Source organism: Cetobacterium somerae ATCC BAA-474 (genome assembly GCF_000479045.1).
GTDB lineage: Bacteria > Fusobacteriota > Fusobacteriia > Fusobacteriales > Fusobacteriaceae > Cetobacterium_A > Cetobacterium_A somerae.
The window spans coordinates 1-15,115 of sequence record NZ_KI518187.1; the positions used below are offsets into that span (position 1 = coordinate 1).

The window sequence follows — 15,115 nt, forward strand, 5'->3', positions numbered from 1 at the left end:
AAAACTTTGTTCGTATTAATTTTTATAAATATTAAAAAAATGAATTTTTTCTTAACATTAAATCTCAAAGTATTAACAAACTTGAGATTTAATGTTAAAATATATAAATAAAATTAAAAAATAAACATTAAGATACAAGGAGTGTTTCTATTGAAAAAAGAAATAAAAAAAGGGGAGCTGCATCCAAATAATCCTCATAAAGGAAGATATGATTTTAAGATTTTAATTGAAAAGTTGCCTGAATTAAAATCATTTATTATAAAAAATCCAATAGGTGAAGATACAATAGATTTTAGTGATAATCAAGCTGTTATCTGTTTAAATAAAGCGTTAATAAAAACATATTATAATATTGAGAATTGGGATATTCCAGCAGGTTTTTTATGTCCACCTATACCAGGAAGGGCAGATTATATCCATTACATAGCAGGCTTATTAACTAAAAAGAAAAATGTAAATGTATTAGATATAGGAACTGGAGCAAATTGTATCTATCCAATTATAGGTAGTCAAACTTTTGGTTGGAACTACACAGCTTCAGATATAGATCCTAAGTCAATTGAGAACGCTCAAAAAATAATAGATTCAAATGAAAATTTAAAAAATAAAGTAAAACTTAAACTTCAAAAAGATAGAAACCATATATTTGTTGGAGTTATTGAAAAAAATGATAGTTTTGATTTAACTATGTGTAACCCACCTTTTCATTCATCTTTAGAGGACGCTTTAAAAGCTAATCAGAGAAAAGTTGATAATTTAAACAAGGGAAATAAAAATATTCAAAAAGGATTGAACTTTGGTGGACAAAAAGCTGAGCTATGGTGTCCAGGTGGAGAGCGTTTGTTCCTAAAAAAAATGGCAAAAGAGAGTGCTCTTTTTGCTTCGCAAGTATATTATTTTACATCTTTAATTTCAAATAAAGAAAATGTAAAACCAACAATAAAAGTTCTTGAAAAATTAGGAGCTAAGTGTCAAGTTTTAGAGATGAGCCAAGGACAAAAAATCAGTAGAGTTTTAGCTTGGACTTTTAACCAAAAATAAAATTTTTTAAACAAAATAATATAATAATTTAATAAAAAAGAAAGATAATATAAATGAAAAGAGAAAGATAGTGTGAGTAGAGAGCTATTTTTCTCTTTTATTTTTTGAAAAAATAGCTTGCAAATTTAAAATCAAAGGTGTATACTCATATCAAGTTTGTAATAATTACAAATTTATAAAACTATAAAAATATAGTTTTAAGAACAGGAGGGCACAATGAACAATATTAAAGGAACAAAAACAGAAAAAAATTTATTAGAAGCTTTTGCAGGAGAGTCTATGGCAAGAAACAAATATTCTTACTATGCAAGTAAAGCTAAAAAAGATGGGTATGTTCAAGTAGCTAAATTATTTGAAGAGACAGCTCATAATGAGCAGGAACATGCTAAAATTTGGTTTAAACTTCTTCATGGAGGAACAGTAGCTTCTACTATTGAGAATTTAAAAGATGCAGCTGAAGGTGAAAATTATGAGTGGACAGATATGTATGCAACTTTTGCCAGAGAAGCTAGAGAAGAGGGATTAGAAGATATTGCTATTCTTTTTGAAGAGGTTGGAAAAATAGAAAAACAACATGAAGCTAGATACAAACAGCTTTTAGAAAATATAGAATCAGGAAATGTATTTAAAAGAGAATCAGTAAAAGAGTGGGAATGTATGAACTGTGGGCACATACATACAGGAGAGTCAGCTCCAGAGTTATGTCCAGTTTGTAAGCATCCAAAAGCTTACTTTATGTTACAACCTAAAAATTTCTAAGGGGAGGCAGTTATGAGTAAGCATCTATCACAAAATATAAGAGTAGCTATCAATGAGGATAGTTACTCTATAACTAGAGATGACAAACTTTGTATAAAATGTGGGCAATGCAAAGAGGTTTGCAATAATTATGTGGGTGTAAATAATAATTATTCTTTGGATAAAACCAATGATGTAGCTGTTTGTATAGAGTGTGGACAGTGTGCAAATGTTTGTCCAACATCTAGTATTACAGAGGTTTATGATTATAAAAAATTAAAATCATTAATTAAAAATAAAGAAAATATAGTTATATTTTCAACTTCTCCTGGAGTTAGAGTTGCTCTAGGTGAGGAGTTTCAAATGGATGACGGAAGCTTTGTTCAAGGGAAGATGGTAGCACTGTTAAAAAAATTAGGTGCAAGTTATGTTCTTGATACAAATTTTGCAGCGGATCTGACAATTGTAGAAGAGGCTAGTGAACTTTTAAGCAGAATAACTAGAAATGATAAACCATTACCACAATTTACAAGTTGTTGCCCAGCTTGGGTAAAATATGTTGAAATTTTTCACCCTGAAATTTTACCACATATTTCTACAGCAAAAAGTCCAATTGGAATGCAAGGACCAACTATAAAAACATATTTTGCTAAAAAGATGGATATTAATCCTACAAAAATAATAAATGTTGCTGTGACACCATGTACAGCTAAAAAATTTGAAATAAAAAGAGATGAAATGAATGCGTCAGCTCATTATAATGAGATAGAAAATTTAAGAGATATGGATTTTGTTATAACAACAAGAGAGTTAGCTCTTTGGGCAAAAGAGGAAGAAATAGATTTTAAAATTTTACCTGATGCTGATTATGATAAATTTATGGGAGAGGCTTCAGGAGCAGGAGTTATATTTGCAAATACAGGTGGAGTTATGGAAGCAGCTTTAAGAACAGCATATGCATATCTAACTAAAAAACAACCGCCGTTGGAGCTTTATAATCTTAAAGAGATACGTGGAATGGAAGGAGTAAAAGAGGCTTCTTTAAATATTGAGGGATTAAATATAAATGTGGCTGTAATTTTTGGAACAGACAACGCAACAAAATTCATAGAAAATATTAAAAATTTAGATAAGGAATATCACTTTATTGAAGTTATGACCTGCCCTGGTGGGTGTATCGGTGGAGGAGGTCAACCAAAAGGCACAATATTAAAAGGTGATAAGTTAAGAGAAAAACGTATTGAAGGTTTATATAAAAGAGATTCTGAATTAAAACTTAGACTTAGTCATGAAAATTCAGAGATTATTGAGTTATATAAAGAGTTTTATGAGAAACCTTTAAGTGAGTTAGCAGAAAAAATGTTACATACCAATTATTATGATAGAAGTGAAGAACTAGGAGGAAAGAAAATGGAAAAATATAGATGTACAGTTTGTGGGTATATATACGAGGGAGAGTTAACAGAGGGATTTATTTGTCCACTTTGTAAGCAGCCAGCAAGTGTTTTTGAAAAAATAGAGGAGAAAAAAGTTGAAGGAAATGCTAATAGATATGCAGGAACTAAAACTGAGAAAAATTTATTAGATGCTTTAGCTGGTGAGTCTTTAGCTAGAAATAAATATACATTCTATTCAGAGGTGGCAAAAACAGAAGGGTATGAACAAATTCATCACCTATTTATAAAAACTGCAGATAACGAGAGAGAGCACTCTAAGTTATGGTTTAAAGAGTTAGGAATGCTTGGAGATACAAGTGAAAATTTACTTCATGCAGCTGAAGGTGAAAATTATGAGTGGACAGATATGTATAGTAAATTTGCTGAAGAAGCTGAAGCTGAAGGATTCTATGATCTTGCTAAAAAATTTAGAGCTGTAGCTAAAATAGAAAAAGCTCATGAAGAAAGATATCGTAAGCTTTTAAATAATGTACAGATGAAAGCAGTTTTTGAAAAAGCAGATGAAACTATGTGGGAATGTATAAACTGTGGTCATTTAGTTATGGGTAAAAAAGCTCCAGAAAGTTGTGAAGTATGTTCTTACTCGCAAAGTTTCTTTGAAGTAAGAGCAGAAAATTACTAAAATTTTTTAAGTTATTATAAAAGTTAAAAATTACTTGATTTTGCAGTACAGATAGGTTATACTCTTTTAGAGTTGATCAGGCTAACACATGCCGGGCGTCTTAATTGATGCAGTGAGATTAAAAATCATGGGACAACGATTTTCTATAAGGAAAATTGTTGTCCCTTTTTATTTTATTTTATTGGAGGGAAAATGGTTAATATTTTAAAGGAACAATTAAATAGTGAAAGTAAAATTGCAATGAGAGTTTCAAAAGTCAGTATTTTTGTAAATATATTACTTTCTGTAATTAAACTAGTAGCTGGAATACTTGCAAATTCAGGAGCTATGATATCAGATGCAGTTCACTCTGCCAGTGATGTACTTAGTACATTTATTGTTATAATAGGTGTGAAAATAGGGGGACAGAATGCTGATGAAAAACATCAATATGGACATGAAAAATTAGAGTGTATAGTTGCTATATTTTTATCTGTATTATTGGGATTAACAGGATTGGGAATTGGTTATGAAGGGATTGGAAGAATAGAAAAAGCTCTTAATGGAGATTTACCTGCTCCTGGAATTTTAGCACTTGTAGCAGCGATATTATCAATTTTTGTTAAAGAGTGGATGTATTGGTATACTCGAAATTCAGCTAAAAAAATAAACTCACCATCTCTTATAGCTGATGCTTGGCATCATAGATCAGATGCTTTTTCTTCAGTTGGAAGTTTGGTTGGTATCGGTGGATCTATCATTGGATTTAAAATACTTGACCCTTTGGCAGCTATAGTTATTGCTATTATAATATTAAAAGTTTCATATGATATTGGAAAAGATGCAGTTGAAAAAATAGTGGATGTTTCGTGTGACGAAGAGATTGTAGAGGAGATAAAAAGATTGACTTTAGAAGAAGTTGGTGTAAAGGGAGTTGATTCTTTAAAAACTAGAATTTTTGGAGCTAAATTTTATATAGATTTAGAAATTGCTGTAGATGGGAATATCTCATTAAATGAAGCACATATAATAGCTGAAAAAGTTCATAATAAAATTGAAGAATCTTTTTCTGAAGCTAAACACTGCATGGTTCATATAAATCCTCAATATTAAAAAAGAAAATAAAAAAGGAAAGTAAGAGCCTATATTGAATAACTATTTTAGATTATATTTTTATTATCAAAATATTTTTAAATAAAATATTGACAATACTAAAAAAGTGTAGTATTATTAGTTTGTAATCATTACAAAACAAAAACAATTATAAATATATAGGAGGTTATTACATGTCATTAATTGGAAAAAATATCGGAGAATTTAAAGCACAAGCTTACCACAACAACAACTTTGTTGAAGTTACAAACGAGTCTATAAAAGGGAAATGGTCAGTTTTCTTCTTTTATCCAGCAGATTTTACTTTTGTTTGTCCTACAGAGTTAGGAGATTTAGCTGATAACTATGCTAAGTTTAAAGAGATTAATTGTGAAATTTATTCAGTTTCAACAGATACTCACTTTGTTCATAAGGCATGGCATGATACTTCTGATACTATAAAGAAAATACAGTATCCTATGGTAGCAGACCCTACAAGAAAAATATCAGAGATGTTTGGTGTTTTAATTCCTGAAGAGGGATTAGCATTAAGAGGAAGTTTTGTTATAAATCCTGAGGGAAAAATCGTAGCATATGAAATTCATGATTTAGGAATTGGAAGAGATGCTGCAGAGCTTTTAAGAAAAGTTCAAGCTGCTCAATTTGTAGCTGAGCACGGTGGAGAGGTTTGTCCTGCAAAATGGAAACCAGGTTCAGAAACTTTAAAACCATCTTTAGATCTAGTTGGAAAAATTTAAACTCTTTTGAAAGGCACTATAGGGTGCCTTTCAATTTTTAATAACATATATACTTAAATTAAGAGGTGAATTATGGATAAAATATATGATTTAATTGTTATTGGTGGGGGTCCGGCGGGATTATCAGCTGGAATATATGCTGGTAGAGCTCAAATGGATGTACTTATTATAGAGAAATCTGAAGTTGGTGGACAGATAACTACTACTTCTGAAGTTGTAAATTATCCAGGGATTAAAGAGATATCAGGTCATCATTTAGGAGAGCAAATGAGAGAGCAAGCTCTTGGATTTGGTGTAGAATTTTTAAAATCAGAAGTTACAAATATGGATTTTAAAGATGAGATTAAAAAAGTTGAAACAACTTCTGGAACTTATAAAGCTTTAAGTGTTATTATTGCAACTGGAGCAAACCCAAGAAAGTTAGGATTCCCTGGAGAAGTTGAGTTTACAGGTAGAGGAGTTGCATATTGTGCAACTTGTGATGGTGAGTTTTTCACTGGTCTTGACGTTTTCGTTATTGGAGCGGGATTTGCTGCTGCTGAAGAAGCTATATTTTTAACTAAATTTGCAAGAAAAGTTACAATTATAGCTAGAGAACCTGAGTTTACATGTGCTAAATCTATAGCTGAAAAAGTTTTAAAACATCCAAAAATTGAAGTGAGATTTAATTCTCAAATTATTGAAGTAACAGGAGATACTAAACTTAGAAAAGCTATCTTTAAAGATAATCTCACAAATACAACTTGGGAGTATACTGCTCCAGATAATGAATCTTTTGGTGTTTTTGTTTTCATTGGATATAAACCGCAAAGTGATCTATTTAAAAATCATGTAAATTTAGATTCTCAAGGATATATAGTAACTGATGGAGATTTACAAACAAACGTTAAAGATGTATATGCTGTTGGGGATATTAGACCAAAGAGATTAAGACAGGTTGTTACAGCCGTTGCTGATGGAGCTTTAGCTGCAACAGTTTTAGAAAAAGTTGTTGAAGAAAAAAGAGAGGCTTTAGGAATTGAAAAAGAGGAAAAGGAACATCCAAAAACTTCTGATATTTCTAAGGAGGAATCTAAATCTAAGTTTTTAGATGAAGGAATAGTTTCTCAGCTAAAAGGTATCTTTGAAAGATTCCAAAGTAGTATAAAAATAGTTTCTATACTAAATGATAATGACCTTTCAGTAAATATCAAAGAATTTTTAACTGAAATTTGTGATATCTCAGATAAAATAACTTTAGAGTTTTATAAAAAAGATGAGAATCTTGAATTAGAGAAAAAAATAGAATTAGATTGTTCTCCAACTATTGCTATTTTAGATTCTAATGACAACTTTAGAGGTGTTAAGTTCTCAGGACTTCCAAGTGGTCATGAGCTTAACTCATTTATTTTAGCTTTATATAATATAGCTGGGCCAGGTCAAGAGTTAAATGAAGAGCTAAAAGGAAAAATTCAAAGTATAGATAAAAAAGTAAAACTTAAAATTGCAGTTTCACTTTCTTGTTCCCTTTGTCCAGAGGTAGTTACAGGAGCACAAAGGTTAGCTATTGAAAATTCAAATGTTCAAGCTGAAATGATAGATATATTTGCATTTCCAGAATTAAAAAGCAAATATAATATAATGGGAGTTCCAGCTTTAATTATAAATGATAAAGATATCTCTTTTGGAAAGCAATCTATTGAAGAGATTATTGAGAAAATAACAAAATAAAAGTAAAGAGATTGGGTAATGATTTTTTAGTTTACCCAATTTTTTATTTTTCAAAATTAAAGAGTGTAAATAAAAAGATATGTTTAATATTATAGATAAAAAGGGTATAATATAAGAAATAAAAAATATAAAGATATAGGAAGAGAAAGAATGAAAGATATTATTGAAAATTGTATGGGTGCTTCTGAGGCAGCTTGTAAAAGCAGTTGTCCAATGAACACAGATGCTAAAACTTATGTGAGATTGATTGGAGAAGATAAGGGAAAAGAAGCGATAAAAGTTATTAGAGAAACTCTTTTTCTACCTGGAGTATTAGGAAGAATTTGTGCTCATCCTTGTGAGCAAAATTGTAGAAGAGGAAAAGAGGACTCACCAATAGCAATAGCTACATTAAAAAGATATGCAGCAGATAATTTTGATAATGAAGAAGATTGGGATATAAGTGTAAAAAGTAAGAATGGTAAAAAGATAGCTATAATCGGTATGGGGCCAGCAGGTGCTCAAGGTGCAATAGATTTAGCTAAAGAAGGATATGAAGTTACAATATTTGATAGATCATCTGAGTTTGGTGGAATGATGAGAGTTAGAATTCCAGAGCATAAGCTTCCAAGAGAGGTAATAGATAGAGAATACTCTTTGCTAGAAAAATTAGGAATTAATATTCAATTTTCAACAGAGATTGGGAAAGATATTTCTTTTGAGAAGTTAGAAAAAAATTATGATGCAATTTTAATTGCCACAGGAAAAAATGCAAAGAGTTCATTTGTTTTTGATGAGTTAACTTTACAATTAATAAATAATAAAAAAGTTTTTGTAGCTGGAAATTGTGCAAGTGCACGTATTGTTGTAGAAGCTATGTCAGAGGGAAGAAGAGCAGCTAAATCAATAGATAGATTTTTAAATGGAAAAGATTTAAAAGAGGGAAGATCTTTAGAAGCTGAGGGTGGTTATCAAACAAAGTTATATCTACCAACAGAGTATTTACCTGAAGGTTGGAATTCTTTTGGAAAAAATGAAAGAGTTATTCCTAAAATAGTGAATGGTGAAAATCTAGGATTTACAAAAGAGGAAGCTATAAAAGAGGCAAATAGATGTTTAAAATGCGAGTGTAAACTTTGTATGAAAGAGTGTAGTATGCTAAATGACTATACGGATTGTCCAAAAACTCTTTTTACAGAATATGCAGAAAAAGGTTATGAAAATGTAGATCCAAAGATATCTTACTCTTGTAATATGTGCAATCAATGCACTTTAAAATGTCCAAAAAGTCTTGATTTAAAATCAAACTTTAGTGATTTAAGAAGTAAATATATAAAAGATAATGGTGGAAAATCTCCAATGAAAGGGCATAAAGCGATTGAAGCACACCAGTATTTAGGATATTCAAAACTATTTAATACAACAAATACTGCTCCTAATGGAAAGAAAACAAAATATGTATTCTTCCCAGGATGTTCTCTACCATCATACAACTCAGTTGCTGTTGGAAATATTATGGATCACTTACAAAATAAGTTAGGCGGAGAAGTTGGTTCTCTATTGAAATGTTGTGGAAAACCACCTAAAGCTTTAGGGCAAGATGAACTTTTTAAAGAAAGATTCCAAACAGTTCAAGAGGAGCTAGACAAGGTTGGAGCAGAAACTATTATTGTTGCTTGTCAATCGTGTTATGGAATATTTGGTACATATGGAAAGCAAAATGTGATATCCTTATGGGAACTATTGCCAGAGATTGGATTACCAGAATCTCAACTTGGTATAGGAAAAGGCTCTGATGTAAAGTTTAATATACATGATTCATGCCCAACTAGAAATGTAACAAAAATTCATGATGGGATTAGATGGATTATGGAAAAGTTGGGGTATGAAGTAGAGGAGTTGGAAAATTCTAGAGAGAAAACTAGATGTTGTGGATTTGGTGGAATGATAGTTCCAGCTGTTCCAGAGGTGGCTAAAAAAGTTATGAATAGAAGAGCTAAAGAAACAACAACAGGTCATATGGTGACATATTGTGCCGCATGTAGAGAATCTATGGAAAATGGTGGAGCAGATGCTCTTCACATAGTTGATTTAATATTTGGAGATAAATATAAAAAATCAAAAGCTAAGAAAAGAAATATGGGCCCAGTAAAACAATGGCTAACAAGATATAAATCAAAACTGGAACTTAACAAACGGGAGAGTTAAATGAATCAGAAAAAAAATTCAGTAAAATTAATTATTACAGTATGTGTTTTAATTGTTGTTGTAATAGGAATAGTAAAATCTGGAGCTTTAGAATATTTAAAAGATAGACAAAAGTTAGAAATATTAATTAAAAGTTTGGGTGTATGGGGACCAATAGTATACATAGGACTATATGCTATTGTAACAACAACTTGTATATCTGTTTTACCACTGACTTTAGCAGGAGGATTAATATTTGGAGCTGTGATGGGAATTGTTTACACAGCTATAGGTGCAGGCTTAGGATTGTCTTTATCATTTTTAATAGCAAGATATATTGCTAGAAAACCTATTGAAGAAAAATTTGGAAATACAGAGGTTTTTAAAAAAATAAATGAAGGTGTAAAAAATGATGGTTGGTTTATTCTTGCAACAACAAGATTATTACCAATATTTCCTTTTGGAATTCAAAATTATGTTTATGGATTAACGCCAATAAGTTTTATTCAATACTCTTTATTATCAACAATTTTTATTTTACCAGGAACATCGGTATTTGTACTTCTAGCAGGAGCGGTTGCTTCAGGGGATATGAAAACAGCTGTTAAGATGTCAATATTGGCATCACTTATATTCTTTGGTCTAACTATAATAACAAAAATAATAGCAAAAAAATCAAAGAAAAACTCGTAACACTATAATAAATAGGTTATAATAAAAAAAGGGGAGAAAGATATCTCCCCTTATTTATTAAACAGTAGGAGGATTAAAAATGGGAAAAAAAATTAAATTATTTACACTTTCATTGTTAGTTTTGGGAATGCTAACAAGTTGTAATAAAGAAAAAAATAAAGATGTTAATATCTATATGTGGGGTGGTTCTAAAGAGATTAATACTTTTATGGATGATGTAGTCGTTCCTAAAGTGTTGGAAAATGAAAATATAAATTTAAAAAGAGTTCCTATTGTGGATATAAAAGATGTTGTAAATAAATTAATAATTGAGAAACAAGCTGGGAAAAAAAATGGAGTTATAGATGTTTTATGGGTAAATGGTGAAAACTTTAAAGCTTTAAAAGATGCTGGAGTTTTAACAGAAAATACTTTAGGAAGCATTAAAAATAAAGACTTATTAAAAGAGAGTACAACAGTTAAAGATTTTGGAGAGGATATTAATGGATTAGAGGTTCCATTTGGAGAAGCTCAGTTCAATTTTATATACAATACTAAAAATGGAAAGGTACCATTTACTGGTTGGGAGACTTTAACAGAGTATGTAAAAAAGAATCCAGGTAGATTTACTTATCCAAATGCAACTAATTTTACAGGAAGTGCTTTTGTAAGAAATATAACAATTGATATGTTAGGTTATGATAATATTCAAAATATGACTCCAGAAGAGTTTAAAGAAAATTTAAATATAGTTTGGAACTATTTAAATGAGATTGAACCTTATTTATGGAGAAAAGGTGAAACTTATCCTGAGTCAGAAGGGAAATTAGATCTTCTATATTCAGCTGGAGAAGTGGATGTGACTATGGGATACACTATAAATAAAGTAAATTCAAAAATAGAATCAGGAGATTATCCTGAAACATCAAAGAGCTTTTTATTAAATAAAGGAACTTTATTTAATAATCACTATTTAGCTATACCTGCAAATGCTCAAAATAAAGATGGAGCTATAGCTGTAATAAATGAATTAGTATCTCCAGAGTTACAACTATTGAAACAGGAACCTAAAAATTGGGGAGATTTTAATATCTTAGATATGAAAAAACTACCTCCTGAAACTGTAAAAAAATTCTTTGATTTAAATAAAAGTGGGAAAATTCCATCTTCAGAGGAGCTACAAGAAAAAAGAGTGATGGAACTAACACCTGATAAACTTACAATTATAGAAGAGGGATGGCTAGAGAACGTTGGAAAGAATTAAAAAATTTATCTATATAATGCCTTTTTTATTATATATGACATTTTTCTTTCTGTATGGTCTGTACTATGTTTTTATGACCTCTTTAGGTTACAATAGAATTCTAACAAAATCATATTTTACTCTAGATTATTATAGAGACGTTCTTTCTTCAAAAGAGTTTTATGAAAGTTTAATATACACTATAAAAATAAATAGTATTGCTGCTCTTTTAGCTTTTATATTGACAGTTATTGTTATATTTCTAGTTTTTCTAAGTAGGAGAAAAGGATATTTTTATACAAAATTTTTTCAAAAAGTTATTGAAGCACCAGTATTTGTTCCATATTTAGTAAGTGCATATGGAATACTACTTCTACTTATGAGAAGAGGAGTAATAAGTAATTTTTTATTAAAAATAGGGATAATATCTTCTATGGATGAGTTTCCAATATTGACAAATGATCAATATGGAATTGGAATAATACTGACTTATGTTTGGAAGGCTTTACCATTTATGACTATGATGAGTCTTCCTGTAGTTTTTAGAATCGATAAAAAGTGGGATTCTTTGGGAAAAATATATAATTTAAGTAATGTTGCTTTTTTTAAAAAAATAGTTTTTCCACTGGTTTTTCCAACTTTAAGTATTAGCTTTTTTATAGTTTTAACATATCTTTTTGCAGCCTTTGAAACACCATATATTTTAGGGGTTACTCATCCTAGGGTACTTTCTGTACTAGTGTTTGATACATATACAAAAGGCAATTTAGATTTGAGAGGAAAAATAATGGTTATGAACATTTTAATCTCAAGTATAAGTTTATTATTTGGTGGAATAATGTGTTTAGCTTTGAAATTTTTTACGAAATTCCAGGAAAGGGAGTGGTAAAATGAAAAAATTATTTTTATGGATTATATATTTTTTATTATCCTTAATATTTTTATTGCCTTTTATTGGAATATTTTTAAATAGTATGAATTTTAAGATGTGGGAATATGTGTTAAAATCAGGGAAAACTTATGATAGCTTAATGACTACACTTTTAGTTGTTATTATAACAATGTTTATAAATTTTATAATTGGAACTCCCATAGCTTCTTTTATGGCTAGGGAAAATTTTAGAGGAAAGATGTTTATAGAGTTTTTAATCATCCTTCCACTAATTATTCCAACAATGGTTAGTACAATGGGAATTCAATTTGCATTTATAAAATTGAATTTAATAGAAACAGCATTGGGAGTTGCCATTGTTCACAGCGTGACAACAATGCCTTATTATATTCAAAGTATGAGAGCAGGATATGTGACATTAAATAAAGATTATATAAACTTAGGAAAAGTTTTAGGAGCCAATGCCATAGAGCGTTTTTTAAAAATAACTTTGCCTATAATTTATCCATCATTTTTAGTTGGAATGTCTTTAGTTATTATCGTTTCATTAGCTCAATATCTAGTAACTTTTATAATTGGAGGAGGTCAAATTATGACACTTCCAATTTTAATGATGCCGTATTTAGTTGATGGAGGCATTACTAATGGAACGGTTTATAGTATTATATACGTTGCTTTCACATACTTTTTAGTTTTTTTAGTAGACCGAATAGTAAAAAATATTTATAGAAAGAGAGAGTACTAAATGATAGAAATAAAGGGAGTGTCTAAATCCTTCTCTGGATTCTCACTAAAAAATATAGATATCTCTATAGAAGATGGTGAATTTATTGGAATATTAGGACAATCTGGATCAGGGAAATCTACTCTTTTAAATTTGGTGGCGGGCTTAGATAAAGATTTTAGTGGTGAAATATTGATAAATGGAAAAAGTCCAAGCAGAATGATAAAAGATGGAGAGGTAGCTATGGTTTTTCAAAAAGATTTACTTCTCCCACATCTAAGTGTTTGGGAAAATATAGCTTTTGGATTAAAAATTAAAAAGGTCTCAAAAGATGAGATTGAAAAAAGAGTTAAAGATGCTATATTAGAAATGGATTTAGTGGGAAAAGAAAAAAGATTTCCCAGTGAGTTAAGTGGTGGAGAAAAACAAAGGGTTTCTATAGCTAGAGCCATAGTGACAAGACCTAAACTTTTATTGATGGATGAACCTTTTTCAGCTTTAGATTTTAATTTAAGAGATAGAATGCAAAAGATGGTTAAAAAACTTCATAAAAAATTAAAAGTTACAATTATATTTGTAACTCATGATAGAGAGGAAGCCTTTTATTTGTCTAATAAAATTGGAATTATGTTTAGAGGAGAACTTTTAGACTATGGAACTCCAAAAAATTTATATAATAATCCTAAAAATGTTTACACAGCAAAGTTATTAGCTGTGGAAAATATCTTTTCAAAAGAGATATTTGAAAAGGTTTTTAAGTGTGAAGTAGAGTCTTGTAAGTTTGTTGCTCTTAGAGGGAAGAGTATTAGAGTTATAGAAAATTCAAATTTAAAGGGAATAGTTCATGAAATAAACTTTAAAATGGGGGGATATTCAGTGGTTGTATCCTTGGAGAATGAAAAAATAACTTTAGTGGAAGAGAAAGAGTTTTTATATAAAGTAGGAGATGAAGTATCTCTTATTTACAATGACAATGAGAAAATTTTAATAGGAGAGCAAAAATAGATGTTAGATACACATTGTAGAAAATACATCCAACCGTTGATAGGTGTTGGAGCAGAAATAGCTATGAAATTTGGCTTAAGTGCAAATGCAGTTACAATAATAGCTATGTTGTTGGGAATTTTTAGTGGAGTTTTAGTAGCTTTTGGATTTAATATTCTAGCGGTTTTAGTTTTATGGTTTTCTGGATATTTAGATGCTGTAGATGGAACAATAGCTAGAAAAATAAAATCATCATCACCTTTTGGAACTGTAATGGATATTACTTTTGATAGAATGGTTGAAGGTGCAGTTATCTTAGGAGTTGCGTATAAATATACAGAGTTTAGTTTTATATCTCTTATCTTAGCAGTAAGTATTATTATATCAATGACAATATTTTTAACGACAGGGCCACTAGCTGAAAATAAAGGAGAAAAGACATTTTATTATCAAGCTGGATTAGCTGAAAGAACTGAAGGGTTTTTAATGTTGAGTTTAATAATACTTTTAAAGGAAAATGCAGGAGTTGTAATAAATATATTTACAGTGATGGTACTGTTTACAGCTTTCCAAAGATTTATAGAAGCTAAAAAAATATTGAAATAGGAATATCGATTTACTTAAGAAAAGTCTAAAAAATAGGCTTTTCTTTTTTTATTTTTAGATAAATTATTTTTAGAGTGAAAAAAGTAAAAGAATATAATAGGATTAAAAAATAAACAAATTATACAAGTATATTAGTATTAATATACTTGAGTGAGCTTTTAATTTAATGGTTTCTTTTAATAAATAATAAAAAATGGATAGAAATAGAGCGAAAAAAACTTTGAAATTAACCCTAATAAAAAATTGACAAAAGTATTGTTTTTAATTAAAATTCTGAATATAAACAAACCTTTTCAAATAAAATTCATATTAAAAGTTTTAAAAATAAACATTTTAAATTCAATTCAACAATAAAATTCCCAAATAAATATAGACTATGATCTACCTTGAACGGTGTTTAGTTATGATGTATAAACTTTTTTAAGTTTATA

General features: G+C 29.5%; 13 protein-coding genes and 1 pseudogene. All 14 read left to right on the forward strand.

Going from position 1 to position 15,115, the window contains the following annotated elements; all coding sequences use genetic code 11:
• Positions 1–150: 150 nt before the first annotated feature.
• Positions 151–1,041, forward strand: coding sequence for a 23S rRNA (adenine(1618)-N(6))-methyltransferase RlmF (rlmF, locus tag HMPREF0202_RS10450; protein ID WP_051364163.1), 891 nt, complete (start codon positions 151–153; stop codon positions 1,039–1,041).
• Positions 1,042–1,257: 216 nt separating this feature from the next.
• Complete coding sequence (rbr, locus tag HMPREF0202_RS10455) at positions 1,258–1,800, forward strand: rubrerythrin (protein ID WP_023050766.1); 543 nt, start codon at positions 1,258–1,260, stop codon at positions 1,798–1,800.
• 12 nt (positions 1,801–1,812) lie between these two features.
• Positions 1,813–3,279: pseudogene (locus HMPREF0202_RS15540) on the forward strand ([FeFe] hydrogenase, group A); the annotation flags it as partial.
• A gap of 15 nt (positions 3,280–3,294) precedes the next feature.
• Positions 3,295–3,858 (forward strand): rubrerythrin, encoded by a 564-nt coding sequence (gene rbr / locus HMPREF0202_RS15730; RefSeq protein ID WP_245576463.1) that lies wholly within the window; start codon positions 3,295–3,297, stop codon positions 3,856–3,858.
• Between the two features lie 192 nt (positions 3,859–4,050).
• Positions 4,051–4,950, forward strand: coding sequence for a cation diffusion facilitator family transporter (locus HMPREF0202_RS10465; RefSeq protein ID WP_023050768.1), 900 nt, complete (start codon positions 4,051–4,053; stop codon positions 4,948–4,950).
• 173 nt (positions 4,951–5,123) lie between these two features.
• Positions 5,124–5,687, forward strand: a complete 564-nt coding sequence (gene ahpC / locus HMPREF0202_RS10470) for an alkyl hydroperoxide reductase subunit C (RefSeq protein ID WP_023050769.1) — start codon at positions 5,124–5,126, stop codon at positions 5,685–5,687.
• Positions 5,688–5,759: 72 nt separating this feature from the next.
• Positions 5,760–7,397 (forward strand): FAD-dependent oxidoreductase, encoded by a 1,638-nt coding sequence (locus HMPREF0202_RS10475; RefSeq protein WP_023050770.1) that lies wholly within the window; start codon positions 5,760–5,762, stop codon positions 7,395–7,397.
• Between the two features lie 150 nt (positions 7,398–7,547).
• On the forward strand, positions 7,548–9,584 hold the full coding sequence (locus HMPREF0202_RS10480) for a heterodisulfide reductase-related iron-sulfur binding cluster (protein ID WP_023050771.1): 2,037 nt from the start codon (positions 7,548–7,550) through the stop codon (positions 9,582–9,584).
• A complete protein-coding gene (locus HMPREF0202_RS10485; RefSeq protein ID WP_023050772.1) occupies positions 9,585–10,256 on the forward strand; it encodes a TVP38/TMEM64 family protein in 672 nt (223 codons plus the stop codon).
• Positions 10,257–10,335: 79 nt separating this feature from the next.
• Complete coding sequence (locus tag HMPREF0202_RS10490) at positions 10,336–11,499, forward strand: ABC transporter substrate-binding protein (RefSeq protein ID WP_023050773.1); 1,164 nt, start codon at positions 10,336–10,338, stop codon at positions 11,497–11,499.
• Positions 11,500–11,572: 73 nt separating this feature from the next.
• Positions 11,573–12,367, forward strand: coding sequence for an ABC transporter permease family protein (locus HMPREF0202_RS10495; protein ID WP_211231176.1), 795 nt, complete (start codon positions 11,573–11,575; stop codon positions 12,365–12,367).
• A gap of 1 nt (position 12,368) precedes the next feature.
• Entirely contained in the window at positions 12,369–13,115 is a 747-nt protein-coding gene (locus tag HMPREF0202_RS10500) for an ABC transporter permease (RefSeq protein WP_023050775.1), read from the forward strand.
• Entirely contained in the window at positions 13,116–14,099 is a 984-nt protein-coding gene (locus HMPREF0202_RS10505) for an ABC transporter ATP-binding protein (RefSeq protein WP_023050776.1), read from the forward strand. It begins immediately after the preceding gene.
• Entirely contained in the window at positions 14,100–14,684 is a 585-nt protein-coding gene (locus tag HMPREF0202_RS10510) for a CDP-alcohol phosphatidyltransferase family protein (protein ID WP_023050777.1), read from the forward strand.
• Positions 14,685–15,115: the final 431 nt, after the last annotated feature.